14 protein-coding genes, 1 tRNA gene and 2 rRNA genes are annotated in these 21,364 nt (G+C 43.0%); 1 reads left to right on the plus strand and 16 read right to left on the minus strand.

The window, feature by feature from the left end:
- Positions 1-23 precede the first annotated feature (23 nt).
- The gene (locus tag NT136_01620) at positions 24-809 is read right to left on the minus strand and encodes an AAA family ATPase (protein MCX6765643.1); all 786 of its coding nucleotides are present in this window, start codon (positions 807-809) and stop codon (positions 24-26) included.
- Between the two features lie 107 nt (positions 810-916).
- Here NT136_01620 and NT136_01625 point away from each other — a divergent pair.
- Positions 917-999 (plus strand) — tRNA-Leu (locus NT136_01625).
- Positions 1,000-1,395: 396 nt separating this feature from the next.
- Here the strand turns inward: NT136_01625 and NT136_01630 are convergent.
- From NT136_01630 to NT136_01700, 15 genes are all read right to left on the minus strand, one after another.
- Positions 1,396-2,256, minus strand: a complete 861-nt coding sequence (locus NT136_01630) for a TatD family hydrolase (GenBank protein MCX6765644.1) — start codon at positions 2,254-2,256, stop codon at positions 1,396-1,398.
- Between the two features lie 42 nt (positions 2,257-2,298).
- Positions 2,299-3,807, minus strand: coding sequence for a methionine--tRNA ligase (gene metG, locus NT136_01635; GenBank protein MCX6765645.1), 1,509 nt, complete (start codon positions 3,805-3,807; stop codon positions 2,299-2,301).
- A gap of 2 nt (positions 3,808-3,809) precedes the next feature.
- The gene (locus NT136_01640) at positions 3,810-5,048 is read right to left on the minus strand and encodes a lytic murein transglycosylase (protein ID MCX6765646.1); all 1,239 of its coding nucleotides are present in this window, start codon (positions 5,046-5,048) and stop codon (positions 3,810-3,812) included.
- 214 nt (positions 5,049-5,262) lie between these two features.
- On the minus strand, positions 5,263-5,958 hold the full coding sequence (locus NT136_01645; GenBank protein ID MCX6765647.1) for a 50S ribosomal protein L25: 696 nt from the start codon (positions 5,956-5,958) through the stop codon (positions 5,263-5,265).
- Between the two features lie 75 nt (positions 5,959-6,033).
- Complete coding sequence (rodA, locus tag NT136_01650; GenBank protein ID MCX6765648.1) at positions 6,034-7,140, minus strand: rod shape-determining protein RodA; 1,107 nt, start codon at positions 7,138-7,140, stop codon at positions 6,034-6,036.
- 86 nt (positions 7,141-7,226) lie between these two features.
- The gene (locus NT136_01655) at positions 7,227-8,039 is read right to left on the minus strand and encodes a hypothetical protein (GenBank protein MCX6765649.1); all 813 of its coding nucleotides are present in this window, start codon (positions 8,037-8,039) and stop codon (positions 7,227-7,229) included.
- 274 nt (positions 8,040-8,313) lie between these two features.
- Positions 8,314-8,421, minus strand: a 5S ribosomal RNA gene (rrf, locus tag NT136_01660).
- Positions 8,422-8,491: 70 nt separating this feature from the next.
- Positions 8,492-13,300: ribosomal RNA gene (locus tag NT136_01665) — 23S ribosomal RNA — on the minus strand.
- 679 nt (positions 13,301-13,979) lie between these two features.
- Positions 13,980-14,672: a hypothetical protein gene (locus NT136_01670; protein ID MCX6765650.1), complete on the minus strand. Its 693-nt coding sequence runs from the start codon at positions 14,670-14,672 to the stop codon at positions 13,980-13,982.
- Positions 14,673-14,784: 112 nt separating this feature from the next.
- Positions 14,785-15,357, minus strand: a complete 573-nt coding sequence (locus NT136_01675) for a hypothetical protein (GenBank protein ID MCX6765651.1) — start codon at positions 15,355-15,357, stop codon at positions 14,785-14,787.
- 39 nt (positions 15,358-15,396) lie between these two features.
- Positions 15,397-17,892 carry a hypothetical protein gene (locus NT136_01680; GenBank protein MCX6765652.1) on the minus strand — a complete coding sequence of 832 codons (2,496 nt, stop codon included), beginning with the start codon at positions 17,890-17,892 and terminating at the stop codon, positions 15,397-15,399.
- 254 nt (positions 17,893-18,146) lie between these two features.
- Positions 18,147-18,818: a transposase gene (locus NT136_01685; GenBank protein MCX6765653.1), complete on the minus strand. Its 672-nt coding sequence runs from the start codon at positions 18,816-18,818 to the stop codon at positions 18,147-18,149.
- 51 nt (positions 18,819-18,869) lie between these two features.
- The gene (locus NT136_01690) at positions 18,870-20,243 is read right to left on the minus strand and encodes a right-handed parallel beta-helix repeat-containing protein (GenBank protein ID MCX6765654.1); all 1,374 of its coding nucleotides are present in this window, start codon (positions 20,241-20,243) and stop codon (positions 18,870-18,872) included.
- 55 nt (positions 20,244-20,298) lie between these two features.
- Positions 20,299-20,808, minus strand: a complete 510-nt coding sequence (locus NT136_01695; GenBank protein MCX6765655.1) for a GxxExxY protein — start codon at positions 20,806-20,808, stop codon at positions 20,299-20,301.
- Positions 20,808-21,326: a hypothetical protein gene (locus tag NT136_01700; GenBank protein ID MCX6765656.1), complete on the minus strand. Its 519-nt coding sequence runs from the start codon at positions 21,324-21,326 to the stop codon at positions 20,808-20,810. The genes NT136_01695 and NT136_01700 overlap by 1 nt, the downstream gene beginning before the upstream one ends.
- Positions 21,327-21,364: the final 38 nt, after the last annotated feature.

The following is a 21,364-nucleotide window of genomic DNA, read 5'->3' on the forward strand; positions in this document are numbered from 1 at the left end:
AAAATTGTTACATTGCTAAATTGTTACACTGTAAATTTTTTATTTTCTTTTTCCTTTTCCAATATTTCTCTCGTCAGATTTTTATAGGCCCTGGCTCCTCCGGAAAAAGCGTCAAAATGCAAAATAGATTTTCCGAAACTGGGAGCTTCGGCTAGACGCACGCTGCGAGGAATAACGCTGTCAAAAACATGACCAGGGAAATGATCGCGCACTTCGCGCACTACTTGGCGAGCCAGACGATTACGGCGATCATACATCGTGAGCACTGCTCCCATTACACTCAACTGCGGCTGGAGATTTTCCTTCACTAAATTAATCGTCTCGAGCAATTGGCTCAAGCCCTCCAAAGCGTAATATTCCGTCTGGACCGGTATGATTACTTCGTCGCTGGCTGCCAGTCCGTTGATTGTGAGCAGCCCCAAGCTGGGGGGACTGTCGATAATAATATAATCGTATTCGGTGCGAATTTGGCGAAGAACATCATAAAGTTTAAACTCGCGGTTTTCAATGTGAACCAGTTCAATATTTGCTCCTGCCAGATCCTGCGAGGCTGGCATGACATCATGCCCGAAACTTTCCGTTTTCATGATAATTTCACGGGGGTGATGACCCATTATCATCGCATGGTATAGGCTTTTAGAGAGTTCGCGAGTGTTAATACCCAGTCCTGATGAAGCATTTCCTTGCGGATCAAGATCAACCAGAAGCACAAACTTACCCGCCGCCGCAAGATACGTAGCTAAATTAATAGCTGTGGTGGTTTTTCCCACTCCGCCTTTTTGATTGACGAGAGATATGATTTTCGCCATAATTAGCTATAGTATACATCAAAAGCCGCTGTGGCGGAATCCATGCACCAATCCCGACAAACGGGGTGGTGCGGGACAAGCTGGCAGATTTACCCCGCACTAATTTTGCCGAAGTGGTGGAACGGTAGACACGTACGACTCAAAATCGTATGAGCTTATGCTCATGTGGGTTCGATTCCCACCTTCGGCACAATTTAGGCAAAATTTAGTGCGGGGCGCGCGACTCCCCAAACCAAATTCTCTTTCAGCGAATTGGTATGGGGCAGGCAAAATCGTGTGGGCTTACGCTCATATCGGTTCGACTCCGATCAGCGGCACATGTTTTGAACATGCTTCGTTGCTTGACTTTTTATCAATTCTGTACTAATATGATATATCGGACTTGTACAAGGTTTATTTAAAAAAGGAGGAAAAAGTGAAGAAATACGAGGAAAAAAACGGAGACCAGACACTTTTCGAAAAAATAAAAGAGAAGCTGGAATCGCTCTTGGCAACGATAATATTATGGAAGGGAGGACATTTCTAATTCCTACTGTCAGCCGCTTGTTCTAGATTTCTAGACAAGCGGCTTTAATTTTCGAACTATTTATAAATTGAAAAGTATTCGGGCATTTTGGGTGGTTATCTTAGCTATTTCTTTAACATCCAAGTTTTTCACTTCCGCAATTTTTTGAGCCGTGTACTTTACATAAACCGGTTCGTTTCTTTCTCCTTTTTTCGGAACCGGAGCAAGATAAGGGCAATCGGTTTCCAGCAGCACATTTTCTAAGGCGACTTCTTTAATCAGACGATTAAAGCTGTTTGAATAAGTTATCACTCCATTGAGGCCGATTTTATAGCTAAGTTCTGTGAATTGACGGGCGGTTTTGTAGCCGCCGACGAAACTGTGAATCACTCCTCTTTTTTCCACCGGATTATTTTCCAAAATTTCGTAAAGATCGTCGTAGGCATCCCAGCAGTGGATTATCATTGGCTTTCCAGTTCCATTGGCTAATCTTATTCCCTCTAAAAAAACTTTCTTTTGCTTCTTCTTCAATTCTTCTACGTTATCGCTTTCCTCAAAATGGTGATAATCCAGTCCCATTTCTCCAATTGCCACCATCTTACTATTTAAAGTGAGGGTCCTGTATTTATCATAATCAAAATTTTCTCCATTGAGAATAATTTCTTCACTTTCCCATTCTTCACTGCCGCTATATTCAATTTTACTTTTCTCAAGATGAAGCGGATGAATTCCCACTGCCGCCCAAACTCCGCTTTCATATCTTTCGGCAATTTCCACTGCCCGCTGGCTTGTTGAATATTGTGAGCCAACATTAATAACGAGCACATCATTATCGAGTGCCCGTTTTAAAACTTCGTCGGCGTCTTCGCGGAATGCTTTGAAATTTACGTGAGCGTGGGTGTCGATGAGCATGGCGTTGTCATGCTGAACTTGTTTCAGCATCTAATTAGATCCCGAAACAAGTTCGGGATGACATTAATGATGTCATTTTATCCTTTGAAAAAGCGGTCCTGTCTTTTTAGTTTCCAAGGCGGTCTTAATTTTTTGAGATGTTTCGGGCATGAAGGGCATCAGTAAATCAGAATAAAGCATTAGATGAGAAAACAATTTTACTACACTTTCTTTTAATTGTTTACTGTTTTCTTTGAATTCCCATGGTTTAGTTTTTTCAATATACTCGTTCATTTGTTTAATTCCTTTAAGCGTCCAATGGCTAACAAGTTTTCCTTTCTCATAATAGCCTCCTGATGTTCCCAACCAAATACCATAAAGTACTTGTTCTAATTTAAACTCAAAAAAAATAGATTGATACCATTTTTTTATTTCGTCTAGGTCTATATCTTTTTCTGTGTAGTTATTAATTTCCTTAAATAGTTCCTTACCGTTTAATTGCAGTTTTTCGCTCATTTTTATCACACGTGAAAGTAAATTTCCTAATCCATTGGCAAGTTCCGCATTATATTTTTCCGTAAATTTTTCCCAGCTGACATCCATATCCTCTCCAAAATTTCCAAAACTCAAAAGTAAGTAGCGCGTTCCATCTACACCAAATTTTTCAATCATTTCAAAAGGAGAAATTACATTTCCGAGAGATTTGCTCATTTTTTGGCCGTCAACCCCGATAAATCCGTTAATAAATATCTGTTTGGAAGAGGAAATTCCAGCTGACATTAACATTGCCTGCCACATAGCCACTTGCTGACGCAAATTATCTTTTCCAGCTAATTGCACTACCGGCCACCATTTTCGAAATTTTTCCATATCATCCGGCCAGCCAATAGCTGAAATGTAGTTTACCAGCGCTTCAAACCAGACGTACATTACTTGTTCTGAATCGCCTGGCACTTCTACTCCCCATGGCATTTTGCTTTTGACCCGCGATATACTAAAATCTTCCAGTCCCTTTTCAACAAATTTTTTCACTTCATTTAATCTCTTCCTGGGCAAAACAAATTCAGGATTCTTTTCGTAAAGAGCCAGTAAATCTTTCTGATATTTTGAAAATCGAAAGAAATAATTTTCTTCCTCAATGATTTCCATTTCCTGATCCGGGTGAAGCGGGCATTTGCACCCGCCAATTAATTCTGACTCAGTTTTTTCCAATTCGCAGCCAACACAGTATTTAATTTTATACTTCTTTTTATAAATATCTCCGTTGCTGTTACATCTTTCCCAAAATTCCTGTGCCGCTTTCACGTGATGCTCGTCTGTTGTTCGAATAAAATTATTAAAGCTCAAATTTAAAGTTCCTTTCAATTTTTTGAAAGATTCAGCTTGTTCATCACAGTATTTTTGAGCATCCATTTTTAATTCTTCGGCCTTTCTGAAGATTTTGAGTCCATGTTCGTCAGTGCCGGTATTAAAAAAAACTTCATCCCCTATTTGACGATGAAATCTGGCCAAGACATCCGCTTCAATAATTTCCAGCGCAAAACCAATATGCGGTTCGGCATTTACATATGGTAATGTGGTTGTTATGTAGAATTTATTCATATTTAATCCAATAACCTCTCATAATTATTCGCCCAATAGAGGACTCGCTGGCAGTACCAGTTGTATTTGGACGAGGTTGTTCCTGACAAATACAATTTGGCCGCGTTGCACTCGCCTGATTTTTTGGTCGCTCCGCCCTTTGCTAATTTAAGCCCCATTGCCACCACTCCGTCAGTAAGATTCCAAGGATCCGGCGGATTGTGGCCGGTGACAGAAGCGATTCGGCTTTTATATCCTATCCAGGTATCGGACATAAATTGCGCCACGCCCATCGCCCCGCCGGTTCCAGAATAGGAGCTGGGTGGGCAGGAAACTTTTCTCTTTTTCCATTCATAATCCAGTTCATCGCAAATGTCTTTGAATAATTCCAGTCTTCTTCCGCTCATCCGGCTGTCTTTTGCATAACATCCACCGGTGAATCTTCCTAGGTCCGATTCTACCACCAGCATTCCCATAATGAAATCTTTTCTCACACCGGATACTTTTGAAGCAAACCTTGCGGCGTCCTCAATGTCTTTGGCATTATATGATTTTCCCAAATATCCAGAAAGATTGCTCCGCAATTTATACAGCTTGGCGTTAAGTTCGGCAATGGTCGCCTCTTTTTCCTGAATGTCGCCCTGCGTTTCATATTTTTCGGAAAGAAGTGCTTGCTGCTGATCTTGTTTAAGCGCCAGCAAACGCTCGTGATCTTTTTTGAGCTCTTCAAACTTTACTTTTTCCCCTTCAAGCTTCCCTTTGGAGGACTTAATATCCTCAATCAGGCCAAAAACTTTCTGCTGAATTAGGGCAATGTGATCAAGGCCGCCAAGAAATTGAGAAAAATTACTTTTGTCTAAAAGCGCTACTACCGGCGAATTGCTCCGGCTATAGTACATTTCCCGAACCAAGCTGGCCAGCACTCTCCTTTGAAAATTCATTTTTTCATTAGCCAGTTCTATTTCACTTTCGGCGCGGGAAATGTCTTCTCTAGTCCCTTGTACAAATGATTCGGTTTTTCTGACTTCTCCTTGAGTATAATTGACGGATTGCTGAATCTGGCCGAGTTCTTGCTCCAATTTTTCTCTTTCTGCTTGCTCCTTTTCAATTTTGCTCTCGATATTTTCAATATCCTCCTTTATTTCCGCTTGATTGGCTGGATCCTCGGCCACGACTACCCTGCCAGAAAGCACCATTAAGAGAAGCGACAACAAACAAACAAGAAGAAAGGGTGTAATCTTTTTTTCCTTCAGATTCCCCATTCTTTTATTTTACCACTGATTATTGCCAAGTCAAAAGCAGGACAAACGTCCTGCTTTTTTCTCTTATCGAAAAACAATTTGCCCACGCACCAGAAAGCCACGAACGCCGACTCGTGAGATGAATGACCTTCAGGCGGCTTTCGGTGCGGGGTTCCGCGCTTCCGAAAACCGAAAGGGCTGAAAACCCCGACCGTAAGGTCGAGGAGTGCTTCACCTACTCTTTCTTTTCTACTGCTACTGCTTCTTCTTCCTTGCTCGCTACTTCCTCCACTGGAGCTTTTTCCGCTACTCCCTCAATGGCCGCTACGTCCTCCTCTACTTTTTCTTCAAGTTTTGCCAGTTCTTCCTCACTGCGCGGAGGAGCAACATTGGCTACTACTGTTTCTGTATCAACTAGTATTTTTACTTTGTCAGAAATATTAAGATCACTTATTTTTATTACATCGTCAAAGGTTTTAAGAGCGCCGGTATCAACTTCTATTTTGGCTGGAAGATCAGCTGGAAGACAGTTTATGGGAATGGCATCAATACTTTTTACCAGAACTCCCCCCAATGCTTTAACCGCTTCTGATTCCCCGATAAATTCAAGCGGGATTTCGGTTTCGATTTTTTGATCCATCCGGACCTGGAAGAAATCAATATGGGAAAATTTTTCGGATAGAGGGTCGATTTGAACGTCGTGAATCAGGACATTGGCTTTATTTTTTCCGTCGATGTCCAGCTCCAGGATAGTGCTTTCACCCGCTTGATCATAGGATTTCTCAAAATCCGAATAATTAACCCAGAGCGGCCGGGAGGTAATTTTATTTCCGTAAAGAACAGCCGGAATCAGGCCCGCTTTTCGATGGACTTTTATTTTCTTTCCCATTACTTCCCTAATCTTGGATTTTAAAATTATTTTTTCAGTCATTATTTTGCAAAACGAAATTAGTTACCAATCCAGTTTACATCAGCTTTGAAGAAAACGCAAGCCAATACACTTTTTTTATTCTTTTTTTTCTTCACTATATTCTCTCCGGCCGCTTATGCCGAGCAGTATTCCTAAGGCGGCAAAAGCCGTGAGTAAAAAACTTCCTCCGTAACTTAAAAAAGGGAGCGGAATGCCGGTTACTGGTATGATTCCTATGTTCATTCCTATATTCACCAGAACCTGGATAAAATACATAATTAGAATTCCGCTAGCCAGGAGATAACCAAAGTTATCCGGAGCACGGGAAGCAATTCTTTTTATCCGGTAAAAAGCAACAAGAAACAGAAAAATAACCAGCCAGGAGCCAAAAAGCCCCAGCTCTTCAGACACCACTGCGAAAATGAAGTCGGTGTGTTTTTCCGGAAGAAAATTCAGCTGTGACTGCGAGCCATGGCCGATGCCTTTTCCAATAAGCCCTCCTGATCCAACGGCTACCATTGACTGAATTACGTTATAGCCGCTTCCCCGCGGGTCGGATTCGGGACTGACCAGGCTTATGACCCTAGCTTTTTGGTAATCACCAAGATAAATCCAGCCGCTAGAAGCAAGAATAGCACCCGCTAAAATCAGGATGACGAGAGTCCTTTTGCTTATTCCCGAAATGAGAATCATCCCCAGCCAGATTCCCGCCAGCACCATAGCCGATCCCAGGTCTGGCTGACGAAGAACCAGAAAAATCATAGCCGCGGTTAGAATCAGCGACGCGATTAATCTGCCGGTTTCTCCCAGTTCCATTTTCTTTTGGGAAATAAAACTGGCCAAAAAAATGATGAGGGAGAGCTTTGCTATTTCCACCGGTTGAATATGAAAAGGCCCAAGACCGATCCATCCCACGGTGCCGCGGACAGTGCTTCCCAAAAAAAGAACCGCCGCCAAAAGAAATAGCATGGCAAAGTAAATGGCAGTGCTGTATGATTTGAGATAATGATAGTCGGAAAAAGCAAAAAAAAGCATTACTGCTGCTCCCAGTGCGGAAAATACGCACTGCCGGACAAAAACATTTAATCCGCCATTTGACTGGCCAGTCGCAGAAATGCTATAGAGCGAAAGAAGGCCGATGCCGAGAAGGAGAAGCACTGAAATAAGTAATATCCAATCAAATTTTAAAAGCTTATTAAGCATGATTTTATACTAAGCAACAAAAGAACAGAGAAACTAAAGAACCGCGGAACATTTTTTGTTTTTTAGTTCTTTAGTTTTTTAGTTCTTTAGTATTCTTGAAATTTTCCCCCCGGAAGATATTGCTTGATAAAGTTTTGAGAGTTATATACGTCGGCCTCGGCTTCCATTTCGACAATTTCCACCTCTCCTGGAAAGCTAAATGGCCACAGCAGGCGAAAGTCCCTTTGTTCGCGAGAATTTACCGTCCTCATATCTGTTGAATTTAAAGCCACCGGTTTTTTTCCAGAGTCCCTCAAAATCACATTTATTTTGATAAAGTTAAAGTCAAAAGGGCTGTCGTTTCGGAGCAGCCCATAGGCCTCACTGTATCCTACTCCTCCCGAAATTAGATTATAACGCTTGTTGTAAATGTCGAGTCGCGGCTTTTCGTAGTTCGAAAATTCCGCCCATTCAGTGCTCGCAATTATTACTTCCACTTCCTGGGGACCGACCGCCTCTAAATTGCTCTCAATAATATACTTCGTCTCCGCCGGAAGAATAAACCCTTTTCCGGAACGCCTGTCTATTTCTTTTCCGGAGGAATCCTTCAAAATAAATTCATAGGAAAAATCCGGGCTGCCGTACTCACTATTGGGATTTGATATTTTCGTCATTACATCATACCGGCCCGGCCCGCCGTAAATGAAAGCTTTTTCGGCAACTGCCAGCGGCTGCGCCATAAAAACTTTTTTGCAAGGGGCGCAAGGCCCGCCACAGTCAGTTCCCTCTTCTCTCTGATTTTTTTTCCCATCAAAGCAGGTGGGAGCCGGTTTTGTCATTTGATAAATCAGCAGGCCAACAAGAAAAAAGATAACCAGGTAAACCGCGATAATAATAAGTCGCTTATAGTTTCGGGTCATTTTTTAGGCCTAATGCTTAATGCGTACTTCTGAAGATGCATTTTTATTATAATCAAAAACAAAAAAACAAGCTAGTTTACCCCGCTCTTATGGGCGTACGCTCATAGGCGGGGTAAAGATGGCTTGTTTTCCAAAAGCATTGTTCTAGCAACGACCCGATGACTAAACTCACAATCTTGGCGACGGCCTACTCTCCCCCCACACCAATTTCAACTACAGACCGCAATAATATTTCGCGTGCAAGTGAAGCGACTTCGCTTTCACAACTAAAATACCATAGCGACGTACCAAAAATTGGTGTGGGGGTACCATCGGGGCTGAAGTGCTTAACGGCCGAGTTCGGAATGGGATCGGGTGTACCCACTTCGCAAAAATCACCAAGATTGTAAGTTCAGATCAAAATTTGAACTTCAAATTTATTTTAAGTAACTGCTAACTGCTAACTTGAAAAACGAGAAAGGTTTAATAGTTTATTAGTACTTCTTGGCTGAATCCCTCTCGGGACTTACACCTGAAGCCTATCAACCTCGTCTTCTTCGAGGAAACCATACCGCGCACAGCGCGGAAGTTCAAATTTCAAAGCTCAAATTTTCCCGCCAAAGCGAGATCCCGCCGTGGCGGTGGCAAATCAATTTCAAATGGCTAAATTTCAAAAAAATTTTGTCATTTGGATTTTGGGCTTGATTTGTCATTTGGATTTTTGATTTTGACATTCCGTGCTGCGCACGACAGTTGCCTAATCTTGGGGTGAGCTTCCCGCTTAGATGCTTTCAGCGGTTATCTCGTCCGAACATAGCTACTCGGCGTTGCTCCTGGCGGAACAGCCGATACACCAGAGGTTCGTTCTTCTCGGTCCTCTCGTCACATATTCCCTTATTTCTAAGAGTGTAGACTATATCTTCATCCCCGATGGACATCGAGGAGCCGACGTGTTATAGCAACACATTTCCATATATTTTCCGTTGCTATCCTATCCCGCCTTGGCGGGATAAAGTCGTTACGGGGTCAATCCTAAAATTTTTAGCAATTTTCTTTTGGTTCTTTTTTTCTTAGTAACATAATTTTCTTTCTGAATTTTCATCACGCAATTAATAAGTTTAATGTAATCCTTCTTTTCAAGGTTCTTTTTACTAAGAATTTTTATAGCTTTTAATATTTCTTGGCACTGGATCTTTTTGAATTTAATAAATGGCTTTAGTTTTTCGAGAATACTTTTTGCCTTATTATAGCCATTAATTCGTAGTTCGGTTATGCTATCATTTCTTCTGGAAATATAACCAATGCCGATTTTTTTCCTAATCCAGTACAAGGGTTTTTCGTGGCGCGAATCCTGATAAAAGCAAATAGTAACCATGAAGCGGCTTTTTCCATTGTCGCTTCGTTTTTTTATTTGCAACATTAAGCTTCCATCGCCATCAAGAAAACCTGCAATATAAGCTAAATTAATTTTAGAACGACTTCCCACGGTATTATCTTAATTATTTATCCGGTCCTCAAGTAACTTTATCATATCACAAAATTCGCTGGACCGCAAATCATTTTGTGATCCCACAAACCGGAAAATAAATGAAGACTTCACCGTTATTAGTCGGATTTTCAATTCCGCTTGCGCGGAAAAGTAGCAATCTTCTTACTAGAGAAGACTCCCCTCAAGCAACAACGCCTACGGCAGATAGAGACCAACCTGTCTCACGCATATTTGTTCACTTATTACTAAGTGTATGGACTATAACTTAATCCTTTTTTATTTTGTACAAAATTAGGATTGCTAACATTTAGTCTCTACGGGTTTGTAATTATTTACAATTCCCTCGGTATTGTCCAAACATATTTTGGATTTTACCGAAATTAGTTAGCTTCTCTTTTAACATTACTGTTAAAAGCCGCCATGAATGATGTCATTAAATATCCTCGGGTTCAAACAGTAAAATCTCCTTTAACTAAAAAGCTAATGAAGCTAATAGCTAAAAGCTGCTTTACGGTTTGAACCCAGCTCGCGTACCGCTTTAATTGGCGAACAGCCAAACCCTTGGGAGCTTCTCCACCCCCAGGATGCGATGAGCCGACATCGAGGTGCCAAACTCCTCCGTCGATATGGACTCTTGGGAGGAATAAGCCTGTTATCCCCGGGGTAACTTTTATCTGATGATCTTCCACCCTCCTATGAGGGATGGTCGGTTCACTAAATTCCACTTTCGTGACTGATTGACTTATGGGTCTTTCAGTAAAGCTGGCTTGTGCTTTTGCGCTACCGGCCCGATTTCCATCCGGACCTAGCCAACCTTAGTAAACGCCTCCGTTGCATTTTGGGAGGCGACCGCCCCAGTCAAACTACCCGCCAGGCACTGTTCCCAACCCGGTACCAATAACCAACAACTTACAACTCACAACTAAAATAACATTAAAAGAAATGTTATCAGTTGTTTGTTATCAGTTAGTCATTAGTAACGGGTTAGGGTTAGAACTAAAACTTCAGCAGGGTGGTATTCCACTGTTGCCTCCATCCCGACCAGAATCGGGACTTCATCGGCTCCCACCTAAGCTCGGCAGCTAAAACTCTAATCCAATGCCAAGTTGTAGTAAAGCTCCACGGGGTCTTTTCGTCTTGCCGTAGGTCGACGGCATCTTTACCGTCATTGCGATTTCACCGGGTCCTTCGTCGAGACAGTTACCAAGTCGTTACGCCTTTGATGCGGGTCAGAATTTCATTTTTGCTGTTTTGCTTTCGCAAACAATAGACTATATCTTCACCCCGATATTATATCGGGGGCCGACGTGTTACCCACAATAATTGTGAGTCCAGATTAAATAAATAATCTGAGTCGTTACGGGGTCACTAGGACTTCCCACGGTATTACCATATCCTTCAAGGACTTAGGCTTCACCGTTATTAGTCGGATTGCTCATGCCGCATTGCTGCGGCATTCAGGCAAATGTCTGACACTTTACCTGACAAGGAATTTCGCTACCTTAGGACGATTATAGTTATCGCCGACGTTCACTGGCGCTTCGGGAACAAGCTTTCACCCGCTCCGTTAACGTTCCAGCACTGGTCAGGCGTCAGCCCCTATACTTCCCCTTGCGGGTTTGCAGAGACCTGTGTTTTTGGTAAACAGTCGCCTGGTAAACTTTCGCTGCGTCCCGCCCTTTTGGACTAAAATTTTAAGGCTTCATGAATTTTATTTTCACAAGCTTAAAATTCATTCCCAAAAGGGCGGGAAAGACATTTCGCGAACTTACGTCTAGTTTTTTTGCCGAGTTCCTTAACGAAGGTTCTCCCGTTCACCTTGGGCTACTCGCCCAGTCCACCTGTGTCGGTTTTCGGTACGGACGCTGTTAGATTCGCTCGTATCGCGCTTCGCGCGATACATCGCTAAATTCAAAAATCAAAGTGCAAAATGCAAAATTAAGGAACTCGCTACACTCGTAATTTTTTATATTTTAAATATAAAATAATCAGTCGCGAAACGACACCAAAATTTTGATTTTTGATTTTTGCATTTTGAATTTGAGTGAGTATCACACGAAAGGTGATACGAACGACATAGAGGTTTTTCCTGGTAGCGCGCTCGTTCAGCTTCCCCTGATAAAATCAGAGTTCGCCGCGTTTCTTGAAGTAATGCCCTGCGGATTTGCCTGCAGAGCCCTCTTAAAACGCGGACGTTAATCCAATAAATCGCCTGAATTACTGCACTACGTCACCTCATTTATAAACTAATAGCGGTGCCGGAATATTAACCGGCTGTCCATCGACTACGCCTTTCGGCCTCGCCTTAGGACCGACTAACCCTGGGATGATCGTCATTGCCCAGGAAACCTTGGACTTGCGGTGTGCCGGGTTTTCACCGGCATTGTGGTTACTCATGCCAACATTCTCACTTCCATAAACTCCAGTCCGACTCACATCGAACCTTTGCTGCTTATGGAACGCTCTCCTACCGCCAATGCAAAGCATTGGCCCATATCTTCGGTACCATGTTTAGCCCCGTTACATTTTCGGCGCGAATCTTCTGGTCTAGTGAGCTGTTACGCACTCTTTAAAGGGTGGCTGCCTCTAAGCCAACCTCCTAGATGTATAAGAAAATTCACTTCCTTTCCCACTTAACATGGATTTAGGGACCTTAGATGATGATTTGGGCTGTTTCCCTTTTGAGATCCGACCTTAGCGCCGGATTTCTGACTGCCTCGGTAAATATCGCAAGAATTCGGAGTTTGGTTGAGAACCCTGCGGCGAACCGCGAGTCCTCATTCAGTAGCTCTACCTCTTGGATACAATGTCGAGACGCTAGCCCTCAAGCTATTTCGGAGAGAACCAGCTATTGCCAAGCTCGGTTGGAATTTCTCCTCTACACACAAGTCATCTCCCAGTTTTGCACGGCTGGTGAGTGCGGGCCTCCCCCCGATTTTACTCGGGGTTCACCCTGCTCATGTGTAGCTCGCCTGGCTTCGGGTCTAGTCCGCGCGACACGCCTTGTACCACAATGGTACAAGGCAAAGCCCATTTAAGGCTCGCTTTCACTGTGCATATCCTCCAAAGGAGTTTATACAAGTCACGCAAAACTAACTCGTTGGCTCGTTCTACAAAAAGCACGCAGTCACCCCGACTTGCGTCGGGGCTCCTACTCTTCGTTTGCATATGGTTTCAGGTTCTATTTCATCTCCCTCACCGGGATACTTTTCACCTTTCCCTCACGGTACTTGTTCACTATCGATCTCGCACAATATTTAGCCTTGGAAGATTAGTGCTCCCAGATTCAGACGGGATTTCTCCGGTCCCGCCCTACTTGAGAATAATAACCGTAAAGATGTTTTCTTTTTATGTACAGGGCTATTACCTTCTATGGCCGCTCTTTCCAGAGACGTTCTATTAAAAAAACATTTTATAACTCTACCTCCGCAGAATGTAACACGTTGAGAAAAATCTCAAGATGTTACAAACTCGGAGCGTTACCATCCCGCAACGCCGCAATCACCAAAGTAATTACGGTTTTGGCTTTTCCCCTTTCGCTCGCCACTACTTGGGGAATCACTATTGTTTTCTTTTCCTCCTGGTACTAAGATGTTTCAATTCCCAGGGTGCGCCATACGCACCTATGAATTCAGCGCGTATTAATCCCGCCGAGGCGGGATTGGATTGCTCCATTCGGATATCCCCGGATCAAAGCTTGCTTGGCAGCTCCCCGAGGCTTATCGCAGCCTGCTACGTCCTTCATCGCTTGTACGAGTCAAGGCATCCACCATATGCATGAGTAAACCTTTCTCTTTGTTAGCAGTTAGCAATTACTTAACTTTAGCTAACTTTTTCTTAATTTACGACCTACTTAAAACTTACCACTTTTCACTGACTCATCTTTCCGCAAAACGCGAACAAGCCAATGACAGTTGGTTAAGACCTATTCAGTTTTCAAGGAGCGATTACTGCGGAAATAAATTAGAACAATATTATTCAAACTTATTTCAACACTAATCATCAACCTGTCACCCACTCACCAGTTTCGAAAGCATTCTGGTGATTTCCTAAAACTGGATACACAGTCGCGCCTTCGGCTTGATCTGAAAAAATATTAAATATTGATAAAAACTGGTGAGGGATTTGTTTCTCTTATCAAAATCAAAGATTTTGAAGAGAAACAAAAAACCGCTTGTTCGGCGGGCTGTCTCCTCAAGAACAACTTAAAAATAAAGAATTTACCCGCTTCTTTTTCCAATATGCTTTTTTCGAATTGTCTTTACTATATGTTTGAAAAAATAATTAGTTAGTCAGTTTTCGACAACGTGTTGTCATATTAACAATTCCCGAAAAGGATGTCAAGAGGTCACACCAGAAGTTCTGTGAATAACTCATGCCTTTTGTTGTCCACTCTGTATTACAAACTTAATTACAACAAATTTCAAACAAAAACAGCTTAGATAAGCTGTTTTTGAAATTTCTAAATTTTTCTACTGGTTTCTTTCGGAAATTTCCTCCCGCAGTTTTTTAAGTATCGCCGCCGCTTCGTCTTTGCCACCCAGACCGAAAGCCAGTCCTACTGCCAGAGACAGCGCCGCTATCAAGCCAATGAATATGGTGTTAACCAAGGAGACCGCGATTCCTAATTGAACGAGAGCCGCCAGCAACCCGAAAACCACAATCGCCCATTTGGAAATTGTCGCAAGCAACGTCGCGCTCATTATTCCCGCCGCCCGGGTGCTATGACGGACCACGTTATAGACGAAATTACCGAGCAAAAAGGCGATGGCCAAAATGATCGTGGCTACCACGAGATTGGGAATATAGAGAATGACGTTATTGAGAAAGCCAGTTACTTGGCTAAGGCCAAGAATGTCAGTCGCCGCCATCAAAAATACCAAAATCAAAAACCATTTCACCAGCTCGCCGAAAAACCGGGAGACGCTTATCCGAAGACCTGTTCCCTTGAACTTTTCCCCTATCCCCATCTTATCCAGCGCTTGATCAATGCGAAGAACCATGATAATTTTTTCAGCCGCTTTTCCCAAGGCAACCGCTGCAATAAGTCCGAAAAGGAAAACAAGCAGTGCCCCGATAAGAGCAGGAAGAAAACTGATAAACCTCGCCCACAATTCAAGCAGGGACATTGTTATTGCTTCCCCCCATGTTTGTACCGGATTCATTTATTCACCTCCCGTCTAGTAAGCCCCTACACCCTTATGGATGTGGGGGTAAAAATTATAAATCCTAAAAACTTTTAATGAAGTTCGGAGTCAGTGACAATTTTTCAAAACCCTACCGATTCAGTTCTTTCTTGAATTCTTCATAAATCTTTTCCAACACTCCCAGCTCCGGCTGGCCGTCAACTGACAAAACCTTCATCCGGGCCTTAAAAAGCCGTTCTTTGGCTTCATTCAAAGCCAGTCCTTCTTTTTCCGCTTCTAGAAAGATTAGAGAAATATCTCCCAGATAGTGAATAAACTCCTGGCATTCCTTGCAGTCCTTATACTTTTCCAGCAGTTTTTCAGTTACGGAATACACCTGGCCGATACTGGCATAAAGAGAGTGAAAGTCGTCATAGATCGCCCTGAAAACCTTATCGTCCACGCCGGTTTCCAGTGACATTAAATAGATTTCTTTTTTAATCAGATCCTCCTTTGTCTGATCATCACTCCAGCTTTTCACTCTGGCTTCAATAAAAACCTCCTCGGCTGACCGCAGGTAGTCAACAAATTCCACCAGTTCTTGATAGGGACTGTACTTTTCCTTGAGTTTCGTGCTGATCAGTTCAATTTTTTCTATCTCCTTTTGCATCCGTACTTCCTTTTCATATTGAGACGACAAATTTTCCGGTGACTCAATTGACATATTTTCTAATTAAATCCTTTTTGCTCCTATGATTTTTTGTTAGGGTGCCGGGGTCTCTTGAGGGGCTTGTTCGGCGGATTGTTCCGGCGTCTGAACAGGCGGCTGGCTCTCATTGGCTCCACGGAGATTATTGGTAATGTTGGTGCCTCCGCTTTCAATATTGGCAATCATCTTTTCTATCTGCTGCTTCGCGTCTTGCGATCCTTCCGGGAGCAGATCCAGCACGGTTCGATATTCACTAATAGCATCGCTCTTCCTCTGCGTCTTTTCATAAAGAAGACCAAGTGAGAAGTGGGTGTTGATTTCTTTGTCGTTTATTCCCAGCACTGCTTTGAACAGTTTTTCGGCTACCTCATCGTCTTCCTTATTTCCCCGCGCCTGATAGAGCCGGCCGAGATTGAAGATATAAGTGATGTTATTGCGGTCAAGTGAAGCCGCTTTGTCCATATTGCTGATAGCTTCATCAAGGCCTTCCAATGCTTCCTCCGCCAGCGCTAACTGGTAATAGCCGGGAGCCAGATCGTTTTTCTTGTCAATGGATTTCTGAAACAGGTCTTTGGCTTCCGTGATCATCTGCTTCTTCTCATCGCCCTGCTTAGCAGCCGCCATGGCCACTTTGATCTGTCCCAATTTCACGTCAAAGTTAGGGTTTTGCGGTTCCAGTCCTTGCGCCTGCTTGTAAGTGTCTTCAGCTAGTTTAAACGAATCGCTCACGTAAAGCCCGGCGTTTTCGTAGATTTGGGACAAAATTTCCACCGCCAAAACATCGTTTTTCATCAAATCCCTGCCTCGCACGGCGGACAAAATTGAATTGTTAAGATAACGGCGGACAGAATATAGATTCCTTTCTTTTTCCGGCTTGATTATCTCGTTGTTAGCCAGCACCATATACTCCTGTGCGAGGCGAGTATAGTACCTTCCTTCCCGGTTATTTTGATTAATCGCCTGGCCCAACTTGGCGACTGACCCTTCTTCGGTAATCTGGGATTGCCTGGCGGCGGAACCCGCATAGACATCGGCTACAAACATCTTGCCGATAAAAGCGAAAACAAAGGCCACTCCGGCGCTTACTACCATAAAGACGAAAGCCAGCGTGAGCGCAAATTTAGGAGAGGACTTGAGGGAGAGATTGATGGATTTCCCTTCAAAAACACTTTCCAGAAACAACACTCCCAGCGCTACCATGCCAACTAACGCTCCGAGCAGAAGAATGGTCCCTTCGATTCTTCCCAGTACCACCGCGATTAAAATAATCAGCGCGGAGGATACAAATCCGAGCGAAGTTACTTTGTTCTTTTCTTTCTCCCGGGACAGCAGATAAACAACGACGCTCAAAAACGTCAGCAGTATCAGCGCCAGCCCGACTGTTCCCAGCGCCCCCATGGCGGGTATAACTTCAGCAATTAATCCGTTGCCTTGGTAAAAGCGCAAATTGTAGAGAATATTGCGATTGAAATCCTGCGAACGGTAGAGGGAAAAATCATAGCCATAAGTTCCGGGACCGGAACCAAGAACGAATTTATCTTTTAGCGCGTCGCGGGCGATCTGCCAGGAAAACTGGTAGGAAGGAGCGACTTCAATAGGAAGATTAATTTTTGCCACCCGCACGTTGCCCACCATCAAAATAATCAGTACCACGACGAATATCACCATCGGCAGCCAAGTCCAGTTTTCCGCCGGTCTCACGATTTGAGAAAGGATGTAGATAAGGAAGAATCCCAATCCGATAAGAAGCGCCGGCCAGGGAACAAAAGCGTAAAGAGCCAGCAGCACAAACAGATGAAGCGCCATGGTGATAAGAAGAGCGCCGGTAATTACGTTTTTTTGAATTTTTCCGACGGCCTCGCTGGTTCTTATCTTAAATAAAACGGTGACTAGAAGCGGTATCATGAAGGCAATAAATACCGCCAGTCCCGACACTGATCCAATCAAGCTAAGCGGAGCTAGTTGGGCGATTTTCGCCGGCAGAAACTGAATGCCAAAAAGCGCTAGAGTCGTCCAGAGAGAAACGATGAACGAGGATGTCACCAGCATTCCCATTATCCATTTCAAGCGCGACAAGGTGAAGTTGCTTAAAACAATATAATACGCGACGACTAAAGCGATGATATTGACAAGGCCCCGGGACGGATCGCCAAAAAATCCGAAGAAGCTGTGCCAGCGGTCAACGGAAAAAATAGTCGCCAGAATATAAATTGCCAAAAAAACAAGAATGGGAATGTCTAACGGCGTACGGCGAATTTTCATTTCTCCCGTCACTACTCCCCGCGACACCCAGGCGACGAGCGCTACCAGCAGCCAGCAGAAGAAATAGATCTGCTTTTCAAAGGCCAGTCCTTGGAAAGTGAGACCCGTGAAAAAAATCGGCAGGCCCAGAAAAATGGCGGCCAAACTCACAGTAATCGCCACGTCAAAAATTTTGGCGATTTTTTTCGGTTTTGGTTTTATTTCTTCTTCTTTCCCCGTTAGCGGGGCTGATTCTTTTTTCGCTCCGGATGAAGGGGCGAAAAACTCGAGGCCTCTTCTGATTTCCATAGTGTTTTTTGTAGCACTGATTCTCCTAGTTCAGTACAAGTGATAATTATTAAATCTTATTTAATTTTAGGGCAAAATCCAATGACTGGCAAGTAGATAAGATAACCGATATTTGTTGATACTAATAGATATTAATTGATACTGGTTGATATTAGTTGATATTGTTTTTTGCCCGGTAAATCGCTTTTATAAAATTCTGGAGCTTTTGGAGTTTTTTGGAGGTTGAACCTCCAAAAACAACCTACACAAAAATGTTATTCTTCAAATTCTTTTAATAATTCCTTTCTTTCTAAAATACTCGGGAGTGTCTGTTCAGCGAATTCTCTATATTCGCTTTTACTTTTGAACTGTCCAAAAACATCATCTTTTTGGCAGAAAATAAACTTAGTTTTTCCGACATATTCATCCCAGCTGGATAAAAACATGGGTTTTTCCAACTTGGAGGTTGAACCTCCAAATTGGTGAGTTCTATTATTCAAGTTCACATAAACGCTCACGTGCAGTAATTGTTCGTTGGTATCAATATGAACGGCTTTGTATCTTCCCTGAAAAAGAACCCCGCTTCTTTTGTGCTTCTTGTTAAAATAACCAGTGTATCCTGTAGACAGCCGGTGCATGAACTTTTCAATTCCTTTGTCGGCAATCTGCTTTAAAACAAAATGATAATGATTGGGATTGAGGCAATAGCAGATAAGATCAATTAATCTATTCTTTTTCTTATTTTTGGAGGTTGAACCTCCAAATCTGTTTTCGGAAAAAAGTTTCTCATAAATGCTGCCAATGGGATTGACCGTGTTAAAAAGATCCATACTTTGAAAAAAGCGCTGGTAATCTTTCCAGTTCATGAAAGTTTGGCGCTTGTCTACTCCCCTGTTATAAATATGGTAATATTCATTTGTTTCCAATGGAATTTTTCTTGTGCTCATAGCAGTCAAATTATACCATTTGGAGGTTGAACCTCCAAACGGGAAGGTTTACTATCTAAACTTCACATCGCCTCTGAATTTTACGTTGCCTCGGATTCTTACATCTTTTACATCTAAAGGTACATACTCATCCGCCCCGATGTCCCAGGTACCTGCTCCTGTCGGTCTGGTTTCTCCATCTATGTCGTCTGTAAATGTAGCCGAAAGGTCAATCCCATAATTCCTGGCCCCTGCATCATCTGAATTGAGATGAAAGTCCCTTGGTGAACCAGTAGGAGCAACCATTGAAAATGTCTGGCTGATTTTATTACCTGCCCCGTCCCAATCGTCTGCTGTAGCATCTCCGCTGGCAGAATAGGTAACGGTGAATATGTAAGAACCTCCCATAATAAAATCGCCGCCAGTATTATTTCTGCATAAACAGTTCGTTGCAGTAACACTTACATAATAAGCATCTATACCATAGCGACCATTATATCCAACAGTACAATTACGAGCTAAAGAACCATTTCCTGCCAGCACTATTCCATCATAAGAAGCATCATACACAATTGTATTTCTTATCTCTGATGTTGACTGGAGCCATGCCCCACCGCCAGGACTTGCGGCAAGTATGCCTCTGTCAAATAAAGCATTAGTACCTCCTAAGGATAAATCAAGGCTTGAAGATCCCCCGCCCGTATTACTAATCTGGATTCCTGTGATAGTTATATAATTGGCAGTGGTACTTGTTAATACAGTCCCACTCCAGCCAGGGTCTAACTCAAGTCTATATTTCCCCTCATTCCACTTCCCATCGTGCCTGGCAGCAGTGGTGGTGTAGATTTTGATGTAGTTTGACGAATTGGTTGTCCAGCCGTCTATGGTAACAGCCGTGGCGTCAGCCGAAGTCCAGGCGCCGTCTATTTGAGCAACTGCAATGGCAGAATCTCCGGCGTCAGTGGGCGTAAAAGCGTTAGTTGCGTCACTGCCATCAGCAGTGGGATACCAGGTATTGGTAGCGTTTGGCGTACCGGTGATGGAAATCAATAATATCTGGGTGGCGGTATCGTGAAGCATAACGGCTGCCGCGCCAGAAGCTGTTTGAGTTACCGCTACCCCATCAGCGAATGAGCCTCTAGTAAGCGCGCCTGCGACAACTTTCGTGGTAGCGACGGTTAAATCACAGTCAATGGCGTTCTCCCATGTATTGAGAGTGCTGTAATCCCCGCCGGACTGCATCACGGTGGCGACGAATTCGGTGGCCCCGTACGCCGGCTTGGCACAAAAGAATAGAACGACCAGAAATAATGGCAAAGCAAACAGAATGCCGGGAAGTAAAAACTTTCGTCGGCCAGCTACGGGGTAAACGGCTTTTGCCCAGTGAGAGAAGGCGAGTGCCAGGCAGAAAGCAAGGAGATAAATTGTAAGCTTCCAATAACGCATATTGCTTGAACGAATTTACACGAATGAGAAACGAATTTTCACGAATCACTAATTTTTATGAAGCACGAATTCGTGATTCGTCTTGATTCGTTTTTATATTTGTGTTAATTCGTCTTATAAAGGGTTTCTTATCGTTGGTGTAGATGGATCTCTTCATTTCCAATTTAGGCGTACAGAAATTTACTAAATAGCCTATTTCATACTCACTTATCCTTAAATATGATCTCTGTTGTTCAATGTCTTGTTTCATCGTAAAATTACTGGCTTTTATTTCTATAATAACTTTATTTTCAACCAAAAAATCTGGAATATAAGTTCCTAATTTCTTGCCGGTGTCGAATGAGAAGATGTTAATTCTTTTTTGTTCATTGAATGTTAGATTGTTTTTAGCAAACTCCTCCGCCAAAGCCTTTTGATAAATATTTTCCTTTAATCCTCTGCCGTATTTATTGGAAACATTATAAATGCAACCCTGTATTTTATAGCAAAGTTCCTTCTCTAAAATCTTATTCGTATCATTCGTGATTTGTGAAAATTCGTCATAAATTCGTTGATATTCGTTCATCACTTCTTCTGAATTAAATCTTTATCAAAAATCTTATCCGCGTACGGTTGGCCTTTCCAGATTTCATCCGGATTAAAGTTCAGAGTTTCAATCTTAAGCCGGTAAGCCCGCGCGCGGATTGTTTCCGTTGGCGGCCTCATTTCTCTTTCGTTTTTATTTCCCTTGCCCGCCGAAGCTTCAGCGGAGGAGGGTTTCGTTTCCGGCTTGGTGAGTTTCGCCGCGTCTTCAAGGGTGAGTTTGATTTTCAAAATCAGGTAACTCGTCTCTTCCGTTTCGCTCCATTCGTGCCCGGCCGGTAGCACGGCTATCACATCGCCGGCTTCCCCGCCCTTCACTTCAACCAGCGCTTCATATATCTCGGCTTTATCCTTATCCAATTCCGTTTTATTAATTACTTCCTGATTTTTAGCATCTTTCTTTCTCAACACATCTTCCATTTTCCCACCGACAACAAGAAAAATAGCGACCAGAAGAGCGGCTAAAACAAGCGCGATGATGATTATTTTATTTTTTGTCATATTTTTGCCTTTCCTGTTTGGAGGTTGAACCTCCAAAT

It is taken from the genome of Candidatus Moraniibacteriota bacterium, from assembly GCA_026396275.1.
Classification (GTDB): domain Bacteria; phylum Patescibacteriota; class Minisyncoccia; order Moranbacterales; family JAPLXC01; genus JAPLXC01.